A 25,676-nucleotide genomic window follows, 5' to 3' on the forward strand; every position below is an offset into this window, starting at 1 on the left:
CGCCCCATATAGGCCTTGGATGCCTGCGACCGGGGTCCGGTCTCGCGCTAGGATGCGAGACTTGCTAAACCTCCGCGTTGCCCACCCGAGGACCGTCCGACGTGCCCGAGACCCGGCCCACCAACCGGCTGACCCAGCTCCGGACCCGCCTGTCCCACGGGCTGCTCGGCTTCGACGCCTGGCTGAATGACGGCCTCTACAACGGCGGCCGCTCGTTCGGCGAGGCCTATGGCCGCTACGCCGAGAAGATCCAGCGCCGCTTCCGGGTCACGGGCGCCAAGCGCGTCGTCCTCGACCTCGCGAGCGAGGGGGTGACCCTCGGGCTCGCCGGCGGCGTGGTGATGCTGACCTTGGCCCAGTCGGCCTTTAACACGACCAGCGAGAACTGGCTCAAGGCCCCTGACCTCGCCGTCACCTTCCTCGACCGCTACGGCACCGAGGTCGGGCGGCGCGGCATCAAGCACGACGATTCGCTGCGCATCGACGAATTCCCCGACTTCCTCGTCAAGGCGCTGATCTCGACCGAGGACCGGCGCTTCTACGAGCATTGGGGCATCGACCCGATCGGGACGCTGCGCGCCGTCACGGTGAATGCCCGCGGCGGCCACGTCCAGGGTGGGTCCTCGCTGAGCCAGCAGCTCGCCAAGAACCTCTTCCTGTCGAACGAGCGCTCGCTCGAGCGCAAGATCAACGAGGCGTTCCTGGCGCTCTGGCTCGAATGCCACCTGACCAAGAACGAGATCCTGAAGCTCTACCTCGACCGGGCCTATATGGGCGGCGGCACCTTCGGGGCGGCCGCCGCGGCGGATTACTACTTCGGCAAGAACCTGAAGGACATCACCCTGCAGGAGGCCGCCATGCTGGCCGGCCTGTTCAAGGCGCCGACCAAATACGCCCCCCACGTCAACCTGCCGGCGGCCCGCGCCCGCGCGGCGGACGTGCTGCACAACATGGTCGAGGCCGGCTACCTGACGGAGGGCCAGATCCAGTCGGCCCTGCGCAACCCGGCGACCCCGGTGACCCGCTCGCGCGACATCAGCGCCGATTACTACCTCGACTGGGCCTTCAACGAGATCAAGAAGCTCGTCGACGAGGGCAAGCTGAAGAAGGAGCGGGTGCTGGTGGTGAAGACCCCGCTCGACCTCGCGATCCAGAAGCGGGCCGACCAGGCGGTGGAGAACGTCCTGCGCCAGTTCGGCGACGCCTTCGACGTCGAGCAGGCGGCCCTGGTCACCATGGACCCGGATGGCGCCGTGCGGGCGATGGTCGGCGGCGCCGATTACGGCCAGAGCCAGTTCAACCGCGCCACCGATGCGCTCCGCCAGCCCGGTTCGTCGTACAAGCCCTACGTCTACGCCGCGGCGCTCGCCACCGGGCAGTGGCGGCCCGACAGCAAGGTGGTCGACCGGCCGGTCTGCATCGGCAACTGGTGCCCGGCCAATTACGGCCGCTCCTTCTCCGGCACCGTGCCGCTGTGGCTCGCGGTGGCCAAATCGATCAACACCATCCCGGTGCAGTTCTCGATCGCCATGGGCAAGCAGCTCGGCGAGACCCACGATGCCCGCGCCGCCAAGCTCGGCCGGGCCAAGATCATCGAGTTGTCCCACAGGATGGGCATCACCTCGAACCTGGTCGATTCGGTCTCGCTGCCGATCGGCTCGGCCGAGGTGACGGTGATCGACCAGGCCGCCGGCTACTCGGTCTTCGCCAATGGCGGCAAGCGGGCCAAGCCCTACGCGGCGACCGAGATCCGCACCGGCGCCGGCGAGGTGATCTACCGCCACGACACCAGCGAGGCGCCGCCCGAGCAGGTCCTGTCGACCCGGGTGGTCGCCGACATGAACTACATGCTCAACAAGGTCGTGGACGAGGGCACCGGCCGCAAGGCGGCGATCGAGGGCGTACGCACCGCCGGCAAGTCCGGCACCACCAACGCCTACCGCGACGCCTGGTTCGTCGGCTATACCGGCAACCTCGTGACCGCGGTCTGGTACGGCAACGACGACCATTCCTCGACCAAGAACCTGACCGGCGGCTCGCTGCCGGCGATCACCTTCCACGAGGTCATGGCCCCGGCCCACCAGGGCATCGAGATCAAGCCCCTGCCCGGCTTCGAATCCGACAAGGCCGGCGCGCGCAATGCGCAAGCCGCCGCCCCGACCGCGCCGCCTCCCGGCGCGCCGGCCGGCGCCCTGTCGCGCCGCTCCTTCGAGGTACTGGGGGGCTTGGGGAACCTGTTCCGCTCGGTCGAGGCGCCCCCGCCGGGGCGGGCGGCGTTCAACGTGATCGACCGGCCCGGCTCGCCCGGCAGCTCGTCGAACTAGAGCGGCGGGCCCGCAACGGGGGCCTATGCCGAGCCGACCTGCATCAGACAGACCACACGCGACGGACTCGGAACGGATGACGACGGCTTTCACCCACTGGCATTCCGGTCCCCCGTATTTCGACTTCGTCGCCAGGATGGCGCGCGCCAAGAATGCGCGGGGCTACCTGGAGGTCGGCGTCCGGGACGGCACCACCCTGTCGCGGATCGACTGCCCGAGCATCGGCGTCGATCCGTTCTTCCAGATCACCGGCAACGTGATCGGAAAGAAGACGAACCTTCATCTCTACCAGATGACGAGCGACGACTTCTTTCGCGATTACGAACCGAGCAGGATCATCAACGCGCCGATCGACGTGATCTTTCTCGACGGCCTGCATCAGTTCGAATACCTGCTGCGCGACTTCATCAACAGCGAGAAGGTGACGCATCGCCACGGCCTGATCATGCTGGACGATTGCCTGCCCGCCAATGCCGAGATGACCGAGCGCACCCACAACCAGGAGGGGCGCGCGAACACGGACCTGGCGGGGTGGTGGACCGGCGACGTCTGGAAGCTGCTGCCGATCCTGGAAAAATATCGCCCCGACCTGCGCGTGACCGCCGTCGACGTGCGCCCGACGGGCAGCATCTGCATCACCAACCTCGATCCGTCCTCCACGGTCCTGGAGCGGAACTACTACGCCATCCTCGACGAGTATCGGGGGATCACCATGGACGACGCCCTGTGCGCGCGCTTCTACGACGGCCGGACGATCGTCGGGGCCGACACGATCCTGAATGGCTTCGAGGCGTCGCTGTTCGTCGGGCCTTGAGCCAATGCGGTCGATGGCCAGATCGGGGTGCCGTGGGGCCGAAGCCGAATGCTTTCAACGGCTCGCTGCCACAGCGCCAGATCCCAAGCCTGCAGCACGATGCGAAGGAGGCTTCATGAAGTTCATAACGGCCATCCTTGCCAGCGCACTCGTACTGGGGTTTGAAACGAGAGCACGCGCATTGGATCAGAGACAAGAGACTCTGGATATCGGATTGCCTCGATCCGAGACCGACACCACCCTTGGTACCCCCTTTCGAGCGGCGGTGCTCGCGGATCTTCCAGCAGCATCGACCCGCGGCTTACGTCCTGGTGCGATCATCGGACTTGGCGGCAGAACGGCTGTAGGCGACGGTGGCGGCGGATTGTACGTCTGGGCACCGTCTTCGCGAGCGGCGGAGGATGGCTGTACGACGATCCGCCCGGCTGACATCGCGCCAACCGCGGCAGGACGCTGGCTCAGAGTCGATGCCGCTCCTCTGAATGTGCGATGCTTCGGAGCGAAGCTGGACGGCCGCTCGGACGATTCCGCGGCGTTTTCGGCAGCCCGTTCAGCGGCACCCGATGGGGTAATCGACGTTCCGGCCGGCCTCATCAACCTTACCATGGGTGTTTCCGGTGGGCCTTCGACCTCGGTCCTATGGCGGATGAATGGCAACAAATATCCCGACAAAAAGACCCCTGTTTACGGCGTAGGCACCGACATTGTTGAAACATTGCTTCCATTCAACGGAAAATACCTTTCTCGGTCGCAAACAGACCGAGAGACCGGCGCTGTGCTAACAGTACGACAAGACATCACACATTCCACGGTCGGGACTGGCGTGATACCAACATTGAACACCGAAACATACATTACCAGCAACCCAAAGGGCCAGTTTGTTTGGAACAACCTCCATAAGATGTACGATAAATCACGCTTGCCGGGCGGGAATAATGTAACTACCTACTCCCAATACAATCGCGAGGAAGGTGGAACGCCCGGCTGGGGCCTCGTTGTCGAGCATCGCGACAAGAGCGGCAAGCCATCCAGCGCAACGGCAGCCTCCGTCGCAGCAGAGTTCGATCTCTTCGGTGAAAACCACGATGATAGCGACAGGCGGATTGGTATCGACATGGTTGTGGGACGCCATTACCCTGCCAAAGGCCGTTTCATGGAGGCAGCGACTGCATTTCGCACCAGCTCTGTTTTGCAAAATGGCATGCACGAACTCGAACAAAGCTGGTTCAAGCGTGGTTTCAGTGTCGAATCAGGAATATCCGTCGCAGCGTTCGATGCATCTCGCGCAAAATATCTCGACAAAAATAAAATCGCTCTGAGAATTGGCGCCGAAAATACGATCGATTTATCGAACGACGGAGCCAGACTCCTCGTCTGGAACGTTGACGGACTACAATATCTCGTCGACGGTCTCCCAGTGTTCAAAATTGACGATAAAGGCAACGTGCATATGAGAGGAACGATTAAATCAGGAGGGCTTCCAGATCAACGCGTGCCGGCGCCAAGCGCAAGCAAATCGCCCTGCAGGACCGGAGAACACGCTTGGGACAGCAAGTTCGAATATCGGTGCGTTGACACCAACACCTGGAAACGAACTGAATTAATAGACTGGTGATTTGCAAGTTTGTATCAGCGCTCGCAATCTCTGCTCCTAAATAATTATTAGGTACCCGCAAAACAAATATTTTATATAGATATTTTGCGTGCAAATTCATAAATATGACTCCACCAAATGCCACAAATGTATATATTGCTATAAATTAATTACACATATGTATAATATTATTAATGGGCGATATAAAATAATACAATTGTAATTGGCGAAAAGCCTATCGAATTCAGCACTCCAGTCTCCCGATCTACTCAGTTTATCCATAGATAATCGGCGATGATTATTGATTATGATGACCAATGCTTGCCGAAAATTATCAAGCGTCTCACGATTTCAATCATATCCGCGCTGTCATGATCATCCTTAAGAGAAAAAAAGCCTTTGCTCTCAAGATCTAAAGGAATGATGTCACGCTGGGCAAATACACCATAGGTTCTGACACGCGCCAACGCTACCAAAGCATTTTTTTGGATGGACGGTCTTTCAAAATATCCCTTGAAATCAAAGCTCTCAAGAAGACATGCTTTGAAATTTTCCTTATCTTCGCTTACTATTCTAATTGTTAGATTTTCGGCAAAGTCGGGTACAGTAATGAGAATATTGATTAAGGTGCCAGATAAGTTTTCGTTTCGGCAATGATTATGCACGGCGATGTTAAAGCCGGCCAACTGTTTCAGAATCTCATAGATCCGCTCGACACAAGTCGCGCTGCTCTGAGAAGCAGACGTTGTCAATGATTCTTTCGACCTCAAATATTCAAAATAAATACCACACTTAAAATGTCGGTCTATTATTGATTTTTCTACCTCATAACTCAGTTTAGCTTGGCGCTTCCTGATGAATAGTCTATCAGATTGAGATGATTCATTATATAAATTATCCGTCATGATCAAGTTACTATTATCAGTCAAATGGGGGAGCGCGACAACAGTGGTCTCTTTATTTTCGTGCGAAGATATATGCGACTCCAAGACTGATTGTATCGCGCACTCATCAGCATGAATAGATGTTCTAAAAATATCAAACGCACCCTTGCTGTCTTCATTTAGCAAGATTTCACAGTGTTGTCTCGACAGTACAATCCAATTCGAGCCGTGATAAATATCATCGTAAAATTCCTCACTGCGATCTACTATATCAATGGCAAAGCCCCCCACACCTGGCAATTCCTTATAACAAGCAGAAAATCTACTTTCTATATCTGCCCGCGGATAGCCAGTCATTTGAGAGGTCTGATAAGCCGGCACCAGGGATCTAGTCTGACTGAGAATAGATGCGATCTCATCTGGATGCTTAAGCGGCAGATGCTGCTCGCTAAGAAATACGACATGCGACCAATCAACATTATGACTGAGAGCCGCACGGATTGAATTGAGATAAACTTGAACCTGAGAAAAACCTGCCCAAGAACAATTGATTGAAGGTATTGTCAATATATTTTCATAGTGCTCGCTGATCCGCGTAGAAAATTTTTTCAGATTCTCGGGGGATTTCACGTCGTAATGGATAACAGCCATGTCACAATCTCGCAGCACAGAACTCAGCAAGAACGCAACATGCTCGGCGCTTTGAAAGCAAACTACTACATAGCACAAGCCGCTTTGCGAATGTTTCATTATACTTTCCCTCTTGAGCCATGGTACAGTTTCGAAAAAACGCACTAGAACACAGTCATAAATAAGCACACAGTCCTGCTATGGAGACGCAGATAACTATTTGCCGCCCAAACTAGACGTCTTACATAAAAGATCCAAACATTAAAATCGAAGATCAACATAATCAGCCTTGAATTTTGATCTTATTATATTAAGTCAGAAAGGTGTATTTTCCCTGGATCGTACATCGGCGTATTTGATACACGACGCTCGATTTCGTCTATAGACACTTCTGGACGCGACAAATCGATCCCGGCCAGCTGCCATGGCGCCAGCGTCCACCAACGCGAAGCAAGAAGCCTTTCTACCAACTCCGGCGCAAACCGCGTCTTCACAACTCGTGCCGGATTCCCGACCACGATTGAGTAGGCAGGTACGTCTTTTGTCACAACGGACTCTGCACCCACAATTGCTCCGTTCGCAATTTTCACGCCAGGGCTGATGTAAGCGCGGTGACCAATCCAAACATCATTCTCGATTATCGTTTCCGCGCCGGCAAAAAACCCATTGTAAGATGTTGTGTCAGGCCTGAACTGGTTGTACTGATCAGATCCCGAAAAATCACCTCCTGTCGAAAACATTTTATCACCAATATAAAAAAATGGTGATGTACTCAGCCATTGAACTGGATGATTTCCGCGCCCAACCGACACCTCTTCACCTATTGAGACGTATCTCCCAATAGTTACATTATTATAATGACCGCTCACTGCGTAACTGAATGCGCCAATACTGCATCTTCCGATGATTTGCATCCATTTAATACTGCAAGGCGCCTCAAAAACGCTGTTTATTGGAAGACTTGTCATGCCAGAACCGAGAAAGCACTCAACTCCCCTTTCGTACAACTTTGCTTTCATTTCGTCAGTTATGGTTACATTTGTCATATTGCTCTCCTTTTTAACAGCGGCGTTTCCCGTCTGCGGTTGAGTTTTTTTAGAACCGAATCGTAAAATCCGTTCCAGTATTGTCATGGGAGCACACTTGTGTCGCCAAATGGCATCGAATCCGAAATTTTTGCTCCAGCCATGGCTTCGCTCCGCACGGCACGAAGCCGAGAATGACGCACGGCCCAAACATTCCCTTGATGCTCAAACCATAACTTAAGCTCTACCTTTGCTGAATGAAACAGATACAATCTTGTCCACCTTTATGCTGAATCTCAGCCCTGGATCGCCTCGAGGTTACTACAGAAGGCACCGCTTCCCAACGCATATAGCTGAGTTCCATGGTCATCTGACGACTATCAAATGCGCTGCATACCGTCCAGCCATAGCCGCAACCTGCTTCGAGATCGTCTCGGCTCGCGTTGACGACGGGTTCCGAAGCGACGCTGCGGACGGGTTCACGCCTTCCGGGCACTTCCGACGATATTCTCCGGGCTTCTGCAAAAACCCGTTCGGCCCCGGCCCGACCTGAGCTAGACACGGGCCACGATGCTGATCGAGAAACCCGCCCGTCCGGCCTCCGGGCGCGCCCCGTCCCCCGGCCTTCGCCTGCCGCCGCCACTCCTGCGGAAGGCTCTCCGCCTGCGCCGGGTCGGCACCGTCGGGCTGGTGCTCTACGCCCTCGTGCTCGGCGCGACCTTGGGCCTCGCCTCCGCCAACTGGGCGACGCGGGGGCGCTATCCGTTCGGGGGCGTCACCCTGAATGCCTGGACGGCCTGGCCGAAGATCGGCTCGCGCGAGGCCGACCCCTATGTGCGGGCGATCCATGCCCGCACCGGCGAGATTCCCCTGGCGCTCGGCGAGGGACTGCTGCTGACCGCGCTCACCGACGATGCCGGGCGGCGGCTCGATCCGTCCTGCCGCTACCGCGTCGCCGGGGCCACGCCGCCGGCCCGGGCCTGGACCCTGACGGTGGAACGCGGCCGCCATCCCAAGCCCGCCGAAGCGCAAGCCGCCACGCCGCAGCCGGGTCCGCCGCCGCGCACCGGCTTCACCTCGACGGAGGTGCTGCGCGACCGCGACGGGCGCTTCTCGGTGGTCGTGAGCCCGGATGTGCAACCCGGCAACTGGCTGCCGATGCCGGACGGCGACGGCTCGATCCGGCTGGTCCTGCGCCTCTACGACACGCCGGTGGCGGCGAGCACCGGGGTGCTCGAGCGCGAGGGCGTTCCTTCGATCACCCGGGAGGATTGCCGGTGACGCCGCTCGGCCGCTTCATCCTCGCCACCCTGTGCGGCCTCGTGCTGGCCGGACTCGTCCATCTCGCGACGGTGCTGGCGATCCCCTATCTCGCCGCCGGCGACGCCCTGGCGCGCTCGCGGGCGACGCTCGCCAACGACACCTCGGTGCTGGTCCACGCCGCCGCGGTCGGGGGCCCGCCGGATTCGGCCTCGGCACAGACGCCGCCGGCCGAGGGCTGGCTGCCGCCACAGGATCCGGCGGTGGCGGTCGGCGTCTGCGCCTACGACCTCGACGACGGCCCGGTACGGATCACCGCCGAGACCGGCCCGCTGCTCGAGACGATCGCGCTCCACGGGCGCAACGGCGCCTACTACGCCATCACCGACCAGGCGGCCGTGCGCGGCACGGTCGAGCTCGTGATCATGACCCGGCGCCAGTTCGACGAGGCGCTGGCCAGCGCCGACGAGGACGAGCGCAACCGCGACATGCGCATCGTCGCCCCGAGCCGGCAGGGTTTCGTCAGCGTGCGCGTGCTCGCCGCCCTGCCGAGCCAGCAGGCCCAGGCCAACGAGGCCGCCCGCTCCGTCTCCTGCACCATCGACGGGCCGGACGAGTGATACGAAGTCCGGACGATCACGTCCGGACTTCGTATCACTCGTCCGCGCGGTGAAGCCGTAGGCTTCACACGTTTGAGCGAAGCCGATTTCCGCATCGCGACGCGATCGGTCGGAAATCGTACGACCCCTCAGCCCTTGCGCACCAGCACCGCCGGGCCGGGCTCCGGCGGCACCAGGCCGCAGCGGGCCTCGGCATCCGGCGGCAGCAGCGGATCGAGCAGGTGCCGGCGCGAGTCCAGGAAGGCGAGGGAGCGCTCGGTCGCGATCGCCTCCTCCTCGGGGGCGGCCACCAGCAGGTGCTCGAGGGCGTAGCGGTACGAGGCGGAGCGCGCCCCGGTCTCCAGGCGCACCCAGGCGATGAGGCAGCGGTTCTCGGCCACCCGCATCGCGGCGCTGCGCACGTCGCGGTCGTCGAGGGTGGTGATGAAGGGCAGGCTCTGCAGCCGCGTCAGGTCGGCCCGCACCACCCGCGCCGCCGTCTCGGCGAAGGCCGGGATCAGGCGCCCATCGGCCACGAGGTCGTCGGAGAGGCGCCGGTAGCGCGAGATCGCCGAGCGGAAGGGCACCCCGGTGATCGCCTCGTAATAGGCCGCCGGGTCGGAGAGCCGCCAGCTCGCCGGGAGCACCCGGGCGCGGGTGAGGTTGTCGAGGGCGGCGTCGAACAGGCTGCGCTCGCGCGCCGGCATCAGGAAGCGCCAGGCGCGGTCGCGCAGCGTGCGCTCGTCCTCCGTGAAGGGAAACAGCGAGGCCGGCTCGCCGCGCTCATGCGCCGCGACGGTGCCGGCGGCATCGATCAGGCTGTTCCAGGCGGTGGGCGCCGGGCGGCCGAAATCGCCCTGCTGGGCGCAGGCCGCCAGCAGCGGCACGACGAGGAGGGCCCGGGCGAGCGGGCGAGCGCGGTGCGGCATCGGACGGCGCCGAGGCTCAACGCCGGCAGCGCCGCTCGGGCGCGGGGCGGCCGGGCTCGGCGGGATCGGGCAGCCTCTCATAGCGCACTCCCGTGAACAGCAGGATCGTGCCGCGGACCGGGGCCGCGGACGGGACGTCGGTCGAGGCGCCGGCGAGGGGGCGCGGGCGCGCGACCGGGAACGGGATGACGTCCGCCGAGGGACGCCGCTTCAGGCCGACCATGTGTGCTCTCCCGCCTCCGCCCATGTCCCGCTCCGCGCAAGTCCCTCCGGCATGTCCCCCGGGACCGCCGCCCATCGCGACCTCATGCGCGGACGAAACCACGCGCATGGTTAATGGACTGTTTCCAGCGGTGCCCCGCCGAGGCGCCGGGCGGCCGGCGGCGTAAACCATCGGTGACCCAGGAGGCATTCTATCCCCGTTGTCCCCAGGCCGGAGCCCGGCCGCTGCCCGCAGCCTTAAGCGTCGCTTTACGCAGTCCCCCGCATTCTCGGGTTCGCTTTCATGTCCTGCGTATCCGATCGCCCATGGCCCGCTCCGCCGCCGACGCTCCGCCGGACCTGTCCGGCCTCCTCGACCTCGCGCGAGACCGGAGTCTCGACATGAAACCGGTCCTGCTGCGGGTGCAGACGGACCTGTTTCGGGCCGCCCCCGTGCGGGACGTCGCGACGATCCGGGCCTTCGAGTCCCTCGCCTGCGGGCTGATCCCGACGGTGGATTCCGCCACCGCCGAGATCGTGGCCCAGAAGCTGGCGCCGCTGGCCGACACGCCGCAGAGCGTGCTGACGCTGCTCGCCGTCCATGGCGGCGGCGCCCGCGACGCGGTGCTGGCACTCGCCCCGGTCCTGTCGACCACCCTGCTCGACGCCGCCGGCAACGGACCGGAACTCGACGCGGTGATCGCGCTGCGCCACGACCTCGGCCGGGCCCTCGTTGACGATCTGAGCCAGCGCGACGAGCCGGATGTCGACCTCGCCCTCGCCCGCAACAAGACGGCGCCGCTCGCCGGGGCCGCCCTGGAGCGGCTGGTGGAGCGGGCGCGCCGGCGGCCGGAACTGGCCGCCCCTCTGGTCGCCCGCGACGACCTCCCGGCAGGCGAGCTCGCGCCGCTCTACCTCCAGGCGAGCCCGGAGCGCCGCGCGGCGATCCGCGACGCCGTCGCCGCCCGCGCGGCGCTGCGGCCCCAGGGGCGCGCCGGCATGCGCGCCGCGGGCGCCGCGCTCACCGCCTTCGCCGCCCGCGGCGAGCCGGAACGGTTCGAGGCGGCCCTGGGCGAGGCGCTCGGCATGCCGGGGGTGAGCTTCCGCGCCACCGAGCCGGAGCGGCGCGACCTCCTGGCCCTGGCGCTCCGCGCCGCCGACCTCGCCGAGGAGGAGGCGGTGTTCATCTTCCTGCGCCTCGATCCCTCGATCGCCCGCTCGGTCGAGGCGGTGTTCGGCCTCACCGAGCTGTTCCGCGCCATGGACGCCGCCACCGCCCGCGACCTCGTCGCCTCGATCCTCGGCGGGGAGCCGAGCGCCCGCATCGCGGCCCCCGACCAGCACCGCCCGGCCCACGGCCCGGCCTCGCCGCGCCTGCGCCCGGCCGCCGCGCCGGCCTCGCGCCCGAGCCTGCCGGAGCGGACCCGCCAGGCGCGCTGAGACGGGGCGCGTCGAGGGGCAGGCGCGGCGGTTGCCCCTCGATCGTGAGATCGGATCGGCAGATGGCGCCGGAGGGGCTACCGGTTCGGCGCCGAGTCTCTGCCACGAAACAGGACCCTGCGCGGGCGAAGCGCTGGCTTGCCAGCGCAAGTCTGCTTAGAGGTGGCGGTCCGAACGCTGCGCCGCCTTCGAGCCGGACGCGCGACGGAACAACGAGAAACGGTCTCGGGAGAGCCTCGTGAGTGCCAGCCTGCCGGTCGCCCTGCCCGATATCGGCGACTTCAAGGATGTCCCGGTGGTCGAGATCCTGGTCAAGCCGGGCGACCGGATCGCCGTCGACGACCTGCTGATCAGCATCGAATCCGACAAGGCCACCATGGAGGTTCCCTCGCCGGTGGCGGGCGTGGTGGCCGAGATCCTGGTGGCGCCGGGCACGCGGGTGTCGACAGGCACGCCGATCCTGACGGTCGACACGTCGGGCGAGGCCGCCGTGCCGGCGGCGGCGCCCCGGGCGGCTCCCGCTCCCGAGGCCGCTCCGGCGGCGGCGCTGCCCGCACCTGCGCCTGACGTTTCTTCCTCGTCCGACGCCCACGCCACGCCCTCCGTGCGCGCTTATGCCCGCGAACTCGGCGTCGACCTCGCCGGGATCCCGGGCACCGGCCCGCAGGGGCGGATCCTGCGCGAGGACGTGCTGGCCTTCGTCCGCGGCCAGATGGCGGCCCCCTCCCGCTCCCCCGCCCCGCCCCCGCCCCCGCGGCGACCCCGGCGGCCGCGCCCGCCCCGGCCTCCGGGATCGGCGCCGGCCTGCCGCCCTGGCCGCAGGTCGATCACGTCAAGTTCGGCCCGGTGCGGCGCGAGGCGTTGTCGCGCATCCAGCAGATCTCCGGCCAGGCGCTCACCCGCAACTGGCTGACGATCCCGCACGTCACCAATTTCGACCATGCCGACGTCACCGAGACCGAGGCGCTGCGGCGCGAACTGAACGGCGCCGCCCGGCCGGGGGCCCACAAGGTCACCATGGTGGCGATCCTGATCAAGGCGGCCGCCGCCGCGCTCCGGGCCCATCCGCGCTTCAACGCGGCCCTCGACGGCGACGGCCTGATCCTGAAGGACACCGTCCATGTCGGCTTCGCGGTCGACACGCCGCGGGGCCTGCTGGTGCCGGTGGTGCGCGACTGCGACCGCAAGGGCCTCGTGGAGATCGCCCAGGAGATGGGGGAGCTCGCCGAGCAGGCCCGCTCCGGCACCCTGCCGCCTTCGGCCATGCAGGGCGGCGGCTTCTCGGTGTCCTCGCTCGGCGGCATCGGCGGGGACGGCTTCACGCCGATCATCAATGCGCCCGAGGTGGCGATCCTGGGTGCCGCGCGCTCGCGCATCGAGCCGGTCTGGGACGGCGCCGCCTTCCAGCCGCGGCTGATCCTGCCGCTCAGCCTGTCCTGGGACCACCGGGCGGTGGACGGCGCCGCGGCGGCCCGCTTCCTCTCCCATCTCGCCGCCGTGCTCACCGACCTGCGCCGGGGCGCCCTGTGATCCGGGGAGCCGTGCCGGGATGCGGGCCCGTGAGGCGGGGCATGCCCGCCTGAAGGCGTGACCGAGGCGACGCCCCGCGGGCAGGACCGATACCGGCGGTCGTCGATGACGACCGCCGCTTCCGTTCTCGCATCTTCGCCGAGCCCGAGGCCTCGAACATCGGGGCTCGGTGACGAACGTCCCGGGCCGCTTGCGTCGCAGTCTCGGTCCGTCGGCATGAGCCATAGCCCGTGGGGAGGAAAGAACCCGTGCCTCTTCGTTTCCCGGGCAGACGCGGGAAGGCTCGGGTGCGAGCCTTGGAAGCGTCAGCGCGGCTCCACCGCCCCGCTCCCGCCGCAATGCGGCAGGACCAGTGCGCCACCGGGGGCGCGACGCGCTTCACCATCGCTTCACCACGAGGGGCGAGCGTCGCCGAAGGACATCGTCATGCTGCGCCCCTCCCGTCTTCTCGCCGGCCTCCTGCCCGCGGCCCTCGCCGCGGCGACGCCGGCGCTCGCCCATCCGCATGTCTGGATCACCACCCGGGCCGAGCTCGATTACGGGCCGGACGGGGCGTTGCGGGCGGTGCGGCACGCCTGGACCTTCGATCCGACCTATTCCGCCTTCGCGATCCAGGGCCTCGGCCAGTCGCCGACCGGGCCGATCAACCCGGCGGCACTCGCGGCGCTCGCGCGCGACAACGCCGAGAACCTCGCCGAGCAGGGCTACTTCACGCTGCTGAAGATCAACGGCCGCAAGCAGGATCTCGGCACGGCCGCCGATCCGGCGATGACCTTCGCGGATGGGCAGCTCACCTTGCGCTTCACCGTGCCGCTCAAGGCGCCTCTGGCCGGCACCGCCTCGCTCGAGGTCTACGACCCGACCTATTTCGTCGCCTTCGGCCTCGCCGAGGGCGACGACGTCGCGGTGCTCAAGGGTGCCCCGGCCACCTGCCGGGTCACCGCCCACCGGCCGAAGAATGCGGCGCCGGCGCCCGCCGCCACCGGCATGTCGGAGGCGTTCTTCGAGGCGATGACCGCCGCCTCGACCTACGGGGTTCAATTCGCCAACCGGATCGTCGTCGCATGCTGACCGCGCTCAGCTTCACCCCTCCGTCCCGCACCCTGCAGCGCCTGGGCCTCGCCGCCCTCGCGGTGCTGGCGGCGGCCGCCCTCCTGGCGGCCCTCCTCGGAATCCTGGCACCGGGCTTCCGGGCGCCGCCGCGCTCGCCCTTCGGCATCGGCTTTCGCGAGGCGGCGCCCACCGGCGCCACCAGCCTCGGGGCCTGGCTGCTCGCCATGCAGGCGGGCTTCTCCCGGGCGCTCCAGGCGGCGGTGTCGGCGGTGAAGGCCGGGCGCGACGGCACCCTGACCCTCGTCGGGCTCGGCTTCGCCTACGGCGTGCTGCACGCCGCCGGGCCCGGCCACGGCAAGGCGGTGATCGCCGGCTACCTGATGGCCGGCGAGCGGGCCCTGAAGCGCGGCTTCGCCCTGAGCCTGCTCGCGGCCCTGCTCCAGGCCTTGGTCGCCCTGGCCCTGGTCGGCGGCGGCGCGGTCCTGCTGCGGATGACGGCGTCCGGCCTCAACCAGGCCGGAACGATGATCGAGACCGCGAGCTTCGCCTGCGTGGCGCTCCTCGGGGCGGCGGTGACCTGGCGCAAGGCCGGGCAGCTCGCCCGACTGCTCAACCGCGAGGCGGGGCCGGCCTGCGGACCCGATTGCGGCCATGCGGGCCTCGCCGACGGGGCCAAGGTGGAGCGCCTGACCACCTGGCGCGAGCAGGCCGGCGTGGTCTTCGCCGCCGGCACGCGGCCTTGCGCCGGGGCGGTGCTGGTGCTGGTCTTCGCCCTGTCGCAGGGCATCCTGTGGGCGGGGGTGGCCGCCACCCTGGCGATGGCGCTCGGCACCGCGATCACCACCGGGGTTCTGGCGGCACTCGCGGTCTTCGCCAAGGCGCTGGCGCTCAGGCTCGCGGGCGGCCGCGGCCAGGGCGGGGCGATCGCGGTCGGCGTCCTCGAATTATGGGCCGCCGCCTTCGTGCTGGTGCTGGGCGCCGGGCTGCTGTCCGGCTGGGCCGCGAGCGCTTTCTAGGCCGAGCTTAAGCCGAGGCTTTTCTGACTCAGGCGACCGCCGCGACCCGCGCGCGGCGCCGCCGCGGGCTCGCCGCAGCGGCGACGGAGGCGAAGCTGATCTCCTGGCGCTCGCGGGCCACGAAGGCGCCGGGCATCTCGGCCTGCATCTGCACCTCCAGCTCGCGCAGCAGCGCGTCGGTGTGCTGGGGATAGAGATGTACGATGCCGAGGCGCCCGACATTGCCGGCCCGGCACAGTTCCACGCCCTTCTGCCAGGTCGAGTGGCCCCAGCCGCGGCAGGCCGGGTACTCCCCTTGCGTGAACATGCCGTCATAGACCACGAGGTCCGCGCCGCGCACGAAGTCCAGCAGCGCCGGATCGGGCCAGGGCTCGGAATGTTCGAGGTCGCTGATGTAGCAGGCGGTGCGGCCGCCATGGCGGAAGCGGTAGCCGGTGGCGCCCTGGGGATGCTCGAGCAGGATGGTGTCGACCACCGCGCCGTCCGGGAAGGTCAGGCTCTCGCCGGCCCGGAACCCGTGATGGACGAAGCGGGCGGGGAACATGTCGAGGGTGATCGGGAAGAGCGGCGGCGAGAACAGCCGGTCGAGGGGCTCGGCGGCGCTCGCCCCGTCGAGGTTGCCGCACCAGGTGTGGATCTCGCAGGCCGGGTTGAGCACCGCCGGCTTCATGAACGGCAGGCCGCCGACATGGTCGAGGTGGAGGTGGCTCAGCAGCAGGTCGATCCGCTGGGGCAGCCGGTCGCGATGATGGACGCCGAAGGCGTTGATGCCGGTGCCGGCATCGATCACGAACAGCCGCTCGCCGCAGCGGACTTCCACGCAGGGGGTGTGCCCGCCGAATTCCACGAATTCCGGACCGGAGGCGCAGGTCGACCCCCTGACGCCCCAGAACCGGAGCGTCAGGCCGGCTTCCATGAGAGGACCCCTCGTTGTCATGCCGGCGACCGTGATGGGGTGAGTGGGGGTTGGATGTGCGATGACGCACATGGCGGATGCTCCGGCCGGTCGGCCCGGCAAGACACGATGATGGGCTGTGCACGAGAGATGTGCGTCACGAACGATGAGCACAAGACGAAGGTTCCCCCGGACGGCCTAATCTGTCGTTAAGCCGTGTGCTCGCGCACCGGGCCTGTGGATGCCGGGGCATCCTGCCCGAGCGCGGCCGTCGCGGGAAGACCCTCTCGCGCGTCATCCGCCGGGACCGGGCCGCCCTCGGCCCGCACCACGGTGTTGCGCTCGGCCCGCAGCATCAGGTCGAAGGGGGCGTCCGGATCCGGCCGGCACTCGTCCGGCAGGCAGACCACGAGGCCGCGCCCGGCCCGGGCCGCCCGCAGCCGCGCGATCCCCGCCATGATCTCGGGCGCGCCGCGATCGTCGAGGGCGAGGCCGACCACCAGGATGTCGGGCCGGCGCACCAGGCAGCGGGCGAGGTCGATCGCCAGGCGCTCCGACGGCGTGAAGCCGTCGCGGCCCGACAGCCCGCTCTCGCCCGCCCGCGGATCGACCTGGCTGGCGAGGCCGAAGCGGTAGACCGTCCGTTCCAGGCCGCGCTCGCGCAACACCGCCTGCATCAGGGTCCGCACCCGCGCGCCGGCCCCGGCCTCGGCCCCGGCGATCCGGCCGAACAGCAGGTTCTCCTCCAGGCTCGCCGCGGCGGTGACCTTGCCCGGATCGTAGAATTCCACCGAGCCCTGGAGCGAGGCCGGCAGCAGGGCCGCGAAGGTGCGCCGGGCCGCGACGAGGCGCGCCTCCATCGCCTCGTCGATCAGGCCGAAGCGGTGCCGGGTCTCGCTGTAGCGCAGGCACAGGCCGATCAGCCGGGCGCGGTCGCGCTGGCCGGCGGGGCCGCGGCGCCAGCCCGACGCCTCGGGCTGGCGTGCCACCAGGTCCTCGAAGAAGCCACGCTCCCGGGCCGGGAAGAGCGAGAACGCGTCGAAGAGCGGGTGGTCGTCGGGCAGGTCGGAGAAGATCTCGACGGTGGCCCGGGCGATGGCCAACCCCATCTCGGTCATCGGCCGGGTCAGGCCTTCCGCCTCCAGCACCGCCCGGGTGAAGGGATGGCCGGCGAGCCGCGCCTCCGAGAAGGCCGAGCCGACCGGCGCCCCGAACAGGATGTTCTCGCCCACCGTCGCCTGGCGGTTGTAGCGGGCGGGGTCGAACGGCTCGATCAGGTGGGCGGCCTGGTCCGCCACCAGCGCGGCGCGCAAGGCATCCCGGGTCTCGACGATCGCCGCGGCGGTAGCGGGGTCGAGCCGGCGCGGCAGCACGCTGGCGAGCCCGCGGCCATAGACCAGCCGGTCGAGCCCGGTGACCGCCAGGGCCTCGACCAGCCGCTCCTCCAGTTCGCCGGCATTCGGCGCGTTCGCCTCCGGGCTCGATCCGTCGGCGAAGGCGGGGTCGCCGTAGAGCAGGTTCTGCAGCAGCGTGCCGGCCATCAGCACCGGCTCGGCCCCGACATAGGCGATGCGCCGCGCCCGCTCCGCCGGATCGACCGAGCGCAGGTCGGTGCCGGCATAGGACACCGCCCCGGCGGTGGGTTCGAGCTGGCCGGCGATCAGGGCCGCCAGCACGCGGCCGCCGCTGCCGCGGTCGCCCAGGATCGCCACGTGGCCCGGCATCGGCACGGCGAGGTCGAGGCCGATCAGCCGCTCGCCCGAGGCCGGATCGTAGGCCGCGACGCGCGACAGCACGATCGGACCGGCATCCGGCAGCGCCTCGGATTGGCTGCGCAGGCGGCGCGGCGCCCGGGCGCGGGCCTCGAGCGCGGCGGTGGCGCGGGCGATCTCCCGGAAGGCCGGCAGGGCGGCGCGCCGCCGCCGGTTCTGGCGCAGGAAGGCCGCCGCCGCGCTCGAGGCCACGGCGAGCGCGCCGAGCACCGCCGAGAGGCCGCCGGCGCTCACCGGGGCGGCGGGGGTGGGGCCCTGCCAGAGCGCGGCGGCGAGCACGATGGTCGGCACCAGAACGGTGAGCGCCAGGGCCGGGGCGCGGGCGCGGGACAATTCGTCCTCGGTCTCGGTCAGGGCCCGGCGGGCCCGCTCGGCGACATGGCCGAGGCGGGCATGCTCGAAGGCGGTCGTGCCGTGGGCCCTGACCGCCGGCAGGCGCCGCACCAGGTCGGTCAGGCCGCGCTCCAGGGCGGCGCCTTCCAGCCGGCGCTGGTCGTCCCGGCGCTCGGTGCGGGTGATGAGGAGCTGGCGCGCGAGCGCCGCCGCCACGAGGCTGATGCCCGCCACCGCGACGAGGCGCGGCGCCACGGCGGCGGCGACGGCCAGCGTCACCAGCACGGCGCCCGCCGCGAGCGCCGGGACCAGGATTCCGACGGCGAGCAGCCCGTCGGCGGCGCGGATCGCCGCCCCGACCTGGCCGGCGAGCGCCCGTGCATCGTCGCGGGAGGCCGGTCCCGAGCGCAGGATCGCGTCCTCGGCCAGTTCCCGCAGGCGGCGCACCGCCTCGGCTTGCGCGCTCACGCAGAGCCGCGCCACCCCCAGCCGAGGAGGGCGAGGCTGAACGCCACGCCGATCAGGCAGCCCAGCGCCCACAGGGTCAGGGCGCTCTCCGGCAGCGGCCAGCCGCGCACCAGCACCAGACCGTGGCCGCCGAACCGCTCCGGCAGCGGCACGACGAGGTGGAGGAAGTGGATCGGCCCCCGCCCCGGCTCGGCGAGCGCCAGCAGCTCGTCGACGAGGTCGCGCAGCGCGAGCAGCCCGAGCCCGACCAGCGGCCCTCCGAGACCGAGGGCGACCGCGATGGCGGCGGCGTGCCGGCGCTTGGCGCTGTGCCAGGCGAAGACGATCGGATCGCGGTCCATCATCGGAACGGGCGACGGGAGCGGGGGGAGGAGATGCCCGAGATGGGAGCGCCAGTGGCCGGCGCCGGTCCGGTGCGCGGGGGCGGGCCCTCGGGCCGTCTCGCGGTGGTGACCATGAGCCTCCTCGATGTTGCGCGAGGTATGGGCCGCGCGGGCCGGAGCGGTCAAGCCGGGCGGGCGGACGGTCCCGCCCCGGCCGTCATCCGTCCCGAGACCGCCTTCGTCCAGCACAGGGGTGCGCAACGGCACCCGGCCTTCCCATGCTCGGGATTATTGTTCGAGATCTGAGAGGGTGCGTGGTCGCACATCGCGAAAATTCTGTTTCGATCATCGTCGTCTTCATCGCCGGACGACAGATCATCTGTTTCGGCAAGACATTGTTGCGAGAGAGGACGACGCGATGAAGACGATCACGATCGGCACCATCCTGGCCGCCATCGCCCTGCCGGGCGCCGCATGGGCCGAAGGCGGCGAGGGCAGCCGCCAGGCCGCCGGCGGCGGGTTCATGAGCAGCTACGTCGCCAGCCCCTACCACGATCCCCGCTCGCCGCTGTCGCAGCGGGCCGGCACCGGCCAGATCCAGGGCCAGCCGATGGTCGCCGAGCGCGGCAACGGCGTCGAGCGGGGCCGCTGGGCGGTGGGGCGGTAGCCGGCCGCCGCCACGAAGCCCCGTCTCCCACGCTCTTTCCTGATTCTCGCCTGATTCTCGCGCTCGATCGAAGGACCCACCGTGGACAACAGCATCATCCAAGGCATCTCCACCTTCCGCGGCAGCGTCTTCCCCGGCCAGCAGCGGATGTACGAGCGCCTCGTGCGCGACGGGCAGCAGCCCAAGGCCTTGATCATCGCCTGCGCCGATTCCCGGGTCGCTCCCGAGCACATCACCCAGGCCGGCCCCGGCGAGCTGTTCGTCTGCCGCAACGCCGGCAACATCGTGCCGCCCTTCGCGGAGATGAACGGCGGCGTCTCCTCGGCGATCGAGTACGCGGTGGTGGCGCTCGGCGTGCGCGACATCGTGGTCTGCGGCCACTCGGATTGCGGCGCGATGAAGGGGCTGATGCAGCCCGGCGCCCTCAAGGACATGCCGAACGTCGCCGCCTGGCTGCGCCACAGCCACGCCGCCGACCGGATCGTCTGCGAGGCCTATCCGCACGACATCGACCCCGGTGACCGCCTGCGTGCGCTCGCCCTCGAGAACGTGGTGGTGCAGCTCGCCCACCTGCGCACCCACCCGAGCGTGGCATCTGCGCTCGCCAGGGGGCGGCTCTCCCTGCACGGCTGGTTCTTCGAGATCGAGACCGGCCGGCTCCACGCCTATGACGGGAGCCGCTTCGTGGCGCTCACCGACGACACCCCCTGCCGGTGGCCGAGGTCTCGACGCCCCGGCGCGCGGCGGCCGACCTCGCCGGTCCGATGCGGGTCGCGGCGGAATAATACCAACGGTCGTTGGAAACGACCTTTGGTTCCGTTCTCGAATTGTCGTCAAGCCTTTGGCTTGGCACAGGAAAATTCGAGATGGCTCGATGGCCCGATGCGTCAGCATCTTGGGCCATTGATATAACCTGCCGAGGCAAGCCCGTTCCTCCCGGCTCCGTGCGGGCGGAACGGGTCCGCCCGAGGGCGGCTCAGCCCGCCCGCACCCGCGCGAGGAAGTCGCCGACCTGGATCGTCAGGCGCTCGGATTGACGCGACAGTTCGGAGGCCGCGCTCAGGACCTGGCCGGCCGCCACCCCCGTCTCCTCGGCGGCCCCGGCCATCCCCGAGAGGTTGCCCGTCACCTCGTCGTTGTCCCGCGCCGCCTGGCTGACGTTCCGGACGATGTCCTGGGTGGCGGCGCCCTGCTCCTCGACGGCGGCGGCGATCGCGCTGGCGACGACGTCGATCTCGCGGATGCGCCCGGTGATGCCGCCGATGGACGTGACCGCCTGGTTCGTCGTGGCCTGGATCACCGCGATCTGGCTGGAGATGTCGCGCGTCGCCCGGGCGGTCTGCTCCGCCAGCACCTTCACCTCCGCGGCCACGACGGCGAACCCCTTGCCGGCCGTGCCGGCGCGGGCGGCCTCGATCGTCGCGTTGAGGGCGAGCAGGTTCGTCTGGTTGGCGATGTCGGAGATCAGCCCGACCACGTCGCCGATCCGCGACGCCGCGGCGCGCAGCTCCTGGACCAGCGCGCCGGTCTCGTCGGCCTCCTGCACGCTGCGGCGCGCCAAGTCCGCCGAGCCGGCGACCTGCCGGCTGATCTCCAGGATCGAGGCGTTGAGCTCCTCGGCCGCCGCCGCGACCGTGCCGACGTTGGACGCCGCGTTCCCGGCGGCGCAGGCCACCTGCGTCGACTGGCGCGCCGCGTCCGCCGCGGTCGTGGCCATCGCCTGCGCCGTGGCCTGCAACTGCGCCGACGACGAGGACACCACGCCGACGATTCCGCCGACGGCCTGCTCGAAGCCGTCGGCCAAGCTCGCCATGGTGCGCGACCGCTCCGCCGCCGCCGTCTCCTCGGCGAGGCGCTCGATCTCGGCCTGTTCGAGGGCCTTGCGCGAGACCATCGTCTTGATGGCCTGCACCGCCCGGGCGACGGCGCCGATCTCGTCGCCGCGCCCCGCCTCCTCGATGACCGTGTCGTCGTCGCCCCGGGCCATGCGCTCCAGGACCTGCACGAGGCGCTTCATCGGACGCGCGACCGTCATGGTCATCATCCGGCCGACCGACACCGCCATCAGCAGCAGGGCGAGGAGGGTGGTGACGCCCAGGATCTGCGACAGGGACCGGACCGGCGCCAGCGCGTCAGCCTTGTCGATGGACAGGGCGACGTACCAGTCGAGGCCGGCCGGCAGGTCGGGGATGCGGGTGAACAGCGTCAGCGTCGGCCGGCCGTCCTCGACCGCATCGACCAGTCCTCCGCCGTTGCGGGGATCGCCCCCGGGCAGCAGATCGGCGAGGGGCTTGTTGATCAGCGCCGCGTTGGGGTGGATCAGGATCTTGCCGGCGCCGGACACCAGGTAGGCGTAGGTCTTGCCCTCCTGGTCGACCGTCTTGAGCATCGCGACGACCTCCTTGAGGTCGAAGGCGCTGCCGATCGCGCCGACCGGCTTGCCCGCCTGGTCCAGGATCGGGTTCGAGGCCGTGATCGCCAGGGCCGGCGGGGCCTTCATCGCGTAGGGCTCGGTCAGGGTCGGACCGTTGGCCGCGAGGGCGGCCTTGTACCACGGCCGCTGCCGGGGATCGTAATCGGCGGGGAGATCCTGCTTGGGCACGCCGACGAAGGACCCGTCCTGCCGTCCTAAGGTGCTCAGGAGGAACGAGGCCCTGACGACCGGGGCGTCCATCACGCTGCGCGGATCCACGCCCGGCCCGGCGGACGAAATCTGCTGCGCGACCAATGTCGCGAGGTTCAGCCGACCGGATATCCAGTTGCCGACGCTCCGGGCCGCGCTCGATCCGAGCGCCCTCGTCCCGTCGGCGACGGATTTGTCGATGACGACTTCCTGATAGCGATGAATGTATAATGATGACCCGATAAATGCGAGGCACGACATGGCGATGACCAGGATCGTTGCCCGCGCCGAGATGCCGATCTTTAAATTTTGCATCGTCATGATCGTGCTCGTCCGCCGTCCTTGCTGGGTATGAGGCAAAGCTTAATGTCTACGGCGCAGTAAAAAATAGAGATTAAAATCCTATTACCTAGTGTCGTGTTACCTGTTAAACGCTTTATCCGGCATGATGAAAAGATGTGATTCTTGCCCAAGACGGCATCATTCGGGAAAAACCGGCATACTCCCTTGGGGAAGCACGGAGCCGGATGTCCTGGCGAGAGGAGGTCGACCGGCGGACCGAGGCCGGACGACGAATGCGGTCGGGCGACGCGACGGGCGGCCCCGCAGGCAGATCCGCGCATCCCTGCGTCGCGCGCGGGCGAGCCCTCGCCGATTCGCGCTTCCTCGGAGGAAGCCCGGTGCTAGATACCGGCCCCATGCGCCAGGCACGGATCGTCCCCCTCGTCGTCGCGACGGCCCTGTTCATGGAGAACACGGATTCGACCGTGCTCGCCACGTCGCTGCCGGCGATCGCCGCCGACATGGGCGAGGACCCGATCGCCCTGAAGCTGGCGCTCACCGCCTACCTGGTCAGCCTGGCGATCTTCATCCCGATCAGCGGCTGGGCCGCCGACCGCTACGGCGCCCGCACGGTCTTCCGCTGGGCGCTCGCCGTGTTCATGGCCGGCTCGCTCGCCTGCGCGGCCTCGAACTCGCTCGGCTGGTTCGTCGCCGCCCGCTTCCTCCAGGGCATGGGCGGGGCGATGATGGTGCCGGTAGGGCGCCTCGTGCTCCTGCGCAGCGTGCCGAAGGGCGAGCTGGTCCAGGCGCTCGCCACCCTGACCATCCCGGCGCTGGTCGGCCCGGTGATCGGCCCGCCGCTCGGCGGCTTCATCACCACGGCGCTGCACTGGCGCTGGATCTTCTTCATCAACCTGCCGATCGGGCTCGCCGGCATCCTGCTCGCCACCCGGTACTTCCAGGACATCAAGGAGGAGGCGCGCCCGCCCCTCGACCTCGTCGGCTTCGTCCTCTCGGGCACCGGGCTCGCGAGCCTGATGCTGGGGCTCGCCTCCAGCGGGCGCCACCTCCTGCCGGAAGTCGTGTCCTGGGCCTGCACCGGCGCCGGCATCGTGCTGTGCGGGCTCTATCTCGCCCATAGCCGCCGGGTCGAGCATCCGGTGATCCGCCTCGATCTCCTGCGCTACCCGACCTTCCGGGCGGCGGTCGTCGGCGGCAGCCTGTTTCGCATCGGCACCGGGGCGATCCCGTTCCTGCTGCCCCTGATGCTGCAGCTCGGCTTCGGGCTCGATCCGCTGCATTCGGGCCTCATCACCTTCGCGGCCGCCGCCGGCGCGCTGTTCATGAAGACCATCGCCGCCCGCATCCTGCGCGCCTTCGGCTTCCGGGCGGTGCTGACCCTCAACGCGCTGGTCGCGGCGGCCCTGCTCGCGGTCAACGGCCTGTTTACTGCCAGCACGCCGCACGCCCTCATCGTCGCGGTGCTGCTGATCGGCGGCTGCTTCCGCTCGCTGCAATTCACCGCCGTCAACGCCATCGCCTATGCCGACGTCGATCCGCGCGACATGAGCGCGGCGACGAGCCTCGCCAGCGTCGCCCAGCAGCTGTCCTTGAGCATCGGGGTCGCCTTCGGGGCCTTCGCGCTCCAGTCGGCCGCCGAGTGGCACGGCCGCACCGAGATCCGGGCGGAGGATTTCTGGCCCGCCTTCCTGGCGGTGTCGGTCCTCTCCGGCCTGTCGACCCTGTCGTTCCGGCGCCTTGCCCCGGAGGCCGGCGCCGAGGTCTCGGGTCACCGCATCGTGCAGGCGAAGCCCGCGGCCGATGCGACGTGACTTGCCTGAAGGAATCTTAAAGCCGCGCTTCAGCCGGCATTCAGCGTGACGGTGCGATAACCGAAACATCGAGCACCGACGAACCACGGTTCCGGTTCGGGGTGCCCGCGAAGTCTTGCTTCCCTCTCAACTCATGGGGATTTGCCATGAAGCGCATCGCATCCGTCTGCGTGGCCGCGGCGACCGTGGCGAGCGTGACCCTGGCCGGTGCCGCCCCGGCCGAGGCGCGCTGGCGGGCGGGACCGGCCTTCGCCCTCGGCGCGGTCGGCGGCCTCGCCCTCGGCAGCGCCATCGCCGCCGGGTCGCGCCCGGCCTACGGCTACGCCCCCGGCCCGGCCTACGGCTACACGCCGGTCTATGGCGGGCCCGCCTACGGCTACGCCCCGGCCTATGGCCCGGATTGCTACACCGTCCGCCGCCGGATGGTCGACGAGTTCGGCGACGTCTATATCCGCCGCGTGCGCGTCTGCGACTGATCCTCGCGTCTGCGACTGATCTCGCGTCCGCGACCAGACCTCGGGAGCCGGGATGACCGCGAGCCTCCTCGTCCGTCACATCCCGGCCTTCCCGCATTCCGCCCTCGCGGACCTCTCCTCCGCGCCGCCCTGGGCACTCACGGCGCAGGCGGGCGACATCGTCCGCCGCCTCCTCGACCGTTCGACCCGGGACTTCTGCGTCACCGACGAGGTGGCCGTGCATCGCAGCGCCCGGATCGAGCCCGGCGCGGTGCTCAAGGGCCCGCTCGTCGTCGGGCCGCGCTGCTTCATCGGCCACGGCGCCACCCTGCGGGGCGGCGCCTGGCTGGAGGAGGCCTGCACGATCGGGCCGGGAGCGGAGCTGAAGGCGTCGTTCCTGTTCGCCGGGACGGCGCTCGCCCACTTCAACTTCGTCGGCGAGAGCGTGATCGGCCGGGGCGTCAACCTCGAGGCCGGCGCCGTCATCGCCAACCACCGCAACGAATGGCCCGGCGCCACGGTGGCGTTCCGGCACGACGGCCTCACGGTCGATACCGGTTGTCCGAAGTTCGGCGCCCTCGTCGGGGACGGGGCGCGGCTCGGGGCCAATGCGGTGGTGGCGCCGGGCGCCATCCTCGCCCCCGGCACGGTGGTGCCGCGCCTCGGGCTCGTCGATCACGGTCTTGCACCGCACCTCCGGTGAATGCGTGAACCGGCATCGGCTCGC

The 25,676-nt window shown here is 67.8% G+C and carries 20 protein-coding genes and 2 pseudogenes; 15 read left to right on the forward strand and 7 right to left on the reverse strand.

Annotated features, from left to right (window positions below):
* The first annotated feature begins 101 nt into the window (after positions 1-101).
* The 3 genes from F1D61_RS02340 to F1D61_RS02350 all read left to right on the forward strand — a co-directional run bounded on the left by F1D61_RS02340 (position 102) and on the right by F1D61_RS02350 (position 4,753).
* A complete protein-coding gene (locus F1D61_RS02340; RefSeq protein WP_203156355.1) occupies positions 102-2,324 on the forward strand; it encodes a transglycosylase domain-containing protein in 2,223 nt (740 codons plus the stop codon).
* 76 nt (positions 2,325-2,400) lie between these two features.
* A complete protein-coding gene (locus tag F1D61_RS02345; RefSeq protein ID WP_203156356.1) occupies positions 2,401-3,138 on the forward strand; it encodes a class I SAM-dependent methyltransferase in 738 nt (245 codons plus the stop codon).
* A 115-nt stretch (positions 3,139-3,253) separates the two neighbouring features.
* Complete coding sequence (locus F1D61_RS02350; protein WP_203156357.1) at positions 3,254-4,753, forward strand: hypothetical protein; 1,500 nt, start codon at positions 3,254-3,256, stop codon at positions 4,751-4,753.
* 284 nt (positions 4,754-5,037) lie between these two features.
* Here F1D61_RS02350 and F1D61_RS02355 read toward each other — a convergent pair whose 3' ends face one another.
* Both F1D61_RS02355 and F1D61_RS34765 read right to left on the reverse strand, forming a co-directional pair.
* A complete protein-coding gene (locus tag F1D61_RS02355) occupies positions 5,038-6,267 on the reverse strand; it encodes a beta-1,6-N-acetylglucosaminyltransferase (RefSeq protein ID WP_203156358.1) in 1,230 nt (409 codons plus the stop codon).
* Between the two features lie 284 nt (positions 6,268-6,551).
* Positions 6,552-7,379 (reverse strand): CatB-related O-acetyltransferase, encoded by an 828-nt coding sequence (locus tag F1D61_RS34765; RefSeq protein WP_281437034.1) that lies wholly within the window; start codon positions 7,377-7,379, stop codon positions 6,552-6,554.
* A 462-nt stretch (positions 7,380-7,841) separates the two neighbouring features.
* On the opposite strand from F1D61_RS34765, the gene F1D61_RS02365 reads away from it, so the two are divergent.
* Both F1D61_RS02365 and F1D61_RS02370 read left to right on the forward strand, forming a co-directional pair.
* Entirely contained in the window at positions 7,842-8,552 is a 711-nt protein-coding gene (locus F1D61_RS02365) for a DUF1214 domain-containing protein (RefSeq protein WP_203156359.1), read from the forward strand.
* Positions 8,549-9,151, forward strand: a complete 603-nt coding sequence (locus F1D61_RS02370; protein ID WP_203156360.1) for a DUF1254 domain-containing protein — start codon at positions 8,549-8,551, stop codon at positions 9,149-9,151. The genes F1D61_RS02365 and F1D61_RS02370 overlap by 4 nt, the downstream gene beginning before the upstream one ends.
* A 128-nt stretch (positions 9,152-9,279) precedes the next feature.
* Here F1D61_RS02370 and F1D61_RS02375 read toward each other — a convergent pair whose 3' ends face one another.
* Both F1D61_RS02375 and F1D61_RS02380 read right to left on the reverse strand, forming a co-directional pair.
* Positions 9,280-10,059 (reverse strand): hypothetical protein, encoded by a 780-nt coding sequence (locus tag F1D61_RS02375; RefSeq protein WP_203156361.1) that lies wholly within the window; start codon positions 10,057-10,059, stop codon positions 9,280-9,282.
* A 16-nt stretch (positions 10,060-10,075) separates the two neighbouring features.
* Entirely contained in the window at positions 10,076-10,282 is a 207-nt protein-coding gene (locus F1D61_RS02380; RefSeq protein WP_203156362.1) for a hypothetical protein, read from the reverse strand.
* 305 nt (positions 10,283-10,587) lie between these two features.
* Between F1D61_RS02380 and F1D61_RS02385 the strand changes: the two genes are divergently transcribed.
* From F1D61_RS02385 to F1D61_RS02400, 5 genes are all read left to right on the forward strand, one after another.
* Entirely contained in the window at positions 10,588-11,700 is a 1,113-nt protein-coding gene (locus tag F1D61_RS02385; RefSeq protein ID WP_203156363.1) for a DUF2336 domain-containing protein, read from the forward strand.
* Between the two features lie 238 nt (positions 11,701-11,938).
* Positions 11,939-12,613 (forward strand): biotin/lipoyl-containing protein, encoded by a 675-nt coding sequence (locus F1D61_RS34945; protein WP_348649417.1) that lies wholly within the window; start codon positions 11,939-11,941, stop codon positions 12,611-12,613.
* Positions 12,547-13,230 carry a 2-oxo acid dehydrogenase subunit E2 gene (locus F1D61_RS34950; RefSeq protein WP_348649418.1) on the forward strand — a complete coding sequence of 228 codons (684 nt, stop codon included), beginning with the start codon at positions 12,547-12,549 and terminating at the stop codon, positions 13,228-13,230. Before F1D61_RS34945 ends, F1D61_RS34950 begins: the two co-directional genes overlap by 67 nt.
* 426 nt (positions 13,231-13,656) lie before the next feature.
* Entirely contained in the window at positions 13,657-14,301 is a 645-nt protein-coding gene (locus F1D61_RS02395; protein WP_203156364.1) for a DUF1007 family protein, read from the forward strand.
* Positions 14,295-15,299, forward strand: coding sequence for a nickel/cobalt transporter (locus tag F1D61_RS02400; protein WP_203156365.1), 1,005 nt, complete (start codon positions 14,295-14,297; stop codon positions 15,297-15,299). The genes F1D61_RS02395 and F1D61_RS02400 overlap by 7 nt, the downstream gene beginning before the upstream one ends.
* 28 nt (positions 15,300-15,327) lie before the next feature.
* Here the strand turns inward: F1D61_RS02400 and F1D61_RS02405 are convergent, their stop codons facing one another.
* Positions 15,328-16,236 carry an MBL fold metallo-hydrolase gene (locus F1D61_RS02405; RefSeq protein ID WP_203156366.1) on the reverse strand — a complete coding sequence of 303 codons (909 nt, stop codon included), beginning with the start codon at positions 16,234-16,236 and terminating at the stop codon, positions 15,328-15,330.
* 167 nt (positions 16,237-16,403) lie between these two features.
* Positions 16,404-19,108 (reverse strand): annotated as a pseudogene (locus tag F1D61_RS02410) (ATP-binding cassette domain-containing protein).
* 400 nt (positions 19,109-19,508) lie between these two features.
* Between F1D61_RS02410 and F1D61_RS02415 the strand changes: the two are divergent.
* Together F1D61_RS02415 and F1D61_RS02420 are read left to right on the forward strand one after the other, a co-directional pair.
* Entirely contained in the window at positions 19,509-19,757 is a 249-nt protein-coding gene (locus F1D61_RS02415; RefSeq protein ID WP_203156367.1) for a hypothetical protein, read from the forward strand.
* An 81-nt stretch (positions 19,758-19,838) separates the two neighbouring features.
* Positions 19,839-20,542 (forward strand): annotated as a pseudogene (locus F1D61_RS02420) (carbonic anhydrase).
* Between the two features lie 191 nt (positions 20,543-20,733).
* Here the strand turns inward: F1D61_RS02420 and F1D61_RS02425 are convergent.
* A complete protein-coding gene (locus F1D61_RS02425; RefSeq protein ID WP_246775681.1) occupies positions 20,734-22,701 on the reverse strand; it encodes a methyl-accepting chemotaxis protein in 1,968 nt (655 codons plus the stop codon).
* 377 nt (positions 22,702-23,078) lie between these two features.
* Here F1D61_RS02425 and F1D61_RS02430 point away from each other — a divergent pair, with 377 nt between their 5' ends.
* From F1D61_RS02430 to F1D61_RS02440, 3 genes are all read left to right on the forward strand, one after another.
* Positions 23,079-24,494: a DHA2 family efflux MFS transporter permease subunit gene (locus F1D61_RS02430; RefSeq protein WP_203156368.1), complete on the forward strand. Its 1,416-nt coding sequence runs from the start codon at positions 23,079-23,081 to the stop codon at positions 24,492-24,494.
* 146 nt (positions 24,495-24,640) lie between these two features.
* On the forward strand, positions 24,641-24,970 hold the full coding sequence (locus tag F1D61_RS02435; protein WP_203156369.1) for a hypothetical protein: 330 nt from the start codon (positions 24,641-24,643) through the stop codon (positions 24,968-24,970).
* A gap of 52 nt (positions 24,971-25,022) precedes the next feature.
* Complete coding sequence (locus tag F1D61_RS02440) at positions 25,023-25,652, forward strand: DapH/DapD/GlmU-related protein (protein WP_203156370.1); 630 nt, start codon at positions 25,023-25,025, stop codon at positions 25,650-25,652.
* Positions 25,653-25,676: the final 24 nt, after the last annotated feature.

Origin of the sequence: Methylobacterium aquaticum, from assembly GCF_016804325.1 — a bacterium.
In the GTDB taxonomy this organism is placed as follows: domain Bacteria; phylum Pseudomonadota; class Alphaproteobacteria; order Rhizobiales; family Beijerinckiaceae; genus Methylobacterium; species Methylobacterium aquaticum_C.

What these genes read in the sequence shown, in the direction of transcription:
- F1D61_RS02345 (WP_203156356.1), top strand. Translation starts at nt 2,401, where the DNA reads ATGACGACGGCTTTCACCCACTGGCATTCCGGTCCCCCGTATTTCGAC.
- F1D61_RS02350 (WP_203156357.1), top strand. Translation starts at nt 3,254, where the DNA reads ATGAAGTTCATAACGGCCATCCTTGCCAGCGCACTCGTACTGGGGTTT.
- F1D61_RS02355 (WP_203156358.1), bottom strand. Translation starts at nt 6,267, where the DNA reads ATGGCTGTTATCCATTACGACGTGAAATCCCCCGAGAATCTGAAAAAA.
- F1D61_RS34765 (WP_281437034.1), bottom strand. Translation starts at nt 7,379, where the DNA reads ATGACAATACTGGAACGGATTTTACGATTCGGTTCTAAAAAAACTCAA.
- F1D61_RS02365 (WP_203156359.1), top strand. Translation starts at nt 7,842, where the DNA reads ATGCTGATCGAGAAACCCGCCCGTCCGGCCTCCGGGCGCGCCCCGTCC.
- F1D61_RS02375 (WP_203156361.1), bottom strand. Translation starts at nt 10,059, where the DNA reads ATGCCGCACCGCGCTCGCCCGCTCGCCCGGGCCCTCCTCGTCGTGCCG.
- F1D61_RS02380 (WP_203156362.1), bottom strand. Translation starts at nt 10,282, where the DNA reads ATGGTCGGCCTGAAGCGGCGTCCCTCGGCGGACGTCATCCCGTTCCCG.
- F1D61_RS02385 (WP_203156363.1), top strand. Translation starts at nt 10,588, where the DNA reads ATGGCCCGCTCCGCCGCCGACGCTCCGCCGGACCTGTCCGGCCTCCTC.
- F1D61_RS02395 (WP_203156364.1), top strand. Translation starts at nt 13,657, where the DNA reads ATGCTGCGCCCCTCCCGTCTTCTCGCCGGCCTCCTGCCCGCGGCCCTC.
- F1D61_RS02400 (WP_203156365.1), top strand. Translation starts at nt 14,295, where the DNA reads ATGCTGACCGCGCTCAGCTTCACCCCTCCGTCCCGCACCCTGCAGCGC.
- F1D61_RS02405 (WP_203156366.1), bottom strand. Translation starts at nt 16,236, where the DNA reads ATGACAACGAGGGGTCCTCTCATGGAAGCCGGCCTGACGCTCCGGTTC.
- F1D61_RS02415 (WP_203156367.1), top strand. Translation starts at nt 19,509, where the DNA reads ATGAAGACGATCACGATCGGCACCATCCTGGCCGCCATCGCCCTGCCG.
- F1D61_RS02425 (WP_246775681.1), bottom strand. Translation starts at nt 22,701, where the DNA reads ATGACGATGCAAAATTTAAAGATCGGCATCTCGGCGCGGGCAACGATC.
- F1D61_RS02430 (WP_203156368.1), top strand. Translation starts at nt 23,079, where the DNA reads ATGCGCCAGGCACGGATCGTCCCCCTCGTCGTCGCGACGGCCCTGTTC.
- F1D61_RS02435 (WP_203156369.1), top strand. Translation starts at nt 24,641, where the DNA reads ATGAAGCGCATCGCATCCGTCTGCGTGGCCGCGGCGACCGTGGCGAGC.
- F1D61_RS02440 (WP_203156370.1), top strand. Translation starts at nt 25,023, where the DNA reads ATGACCGCGAGCCTCCTCGTCCGTCACATCCCGGCCTTCCCGCATTCC.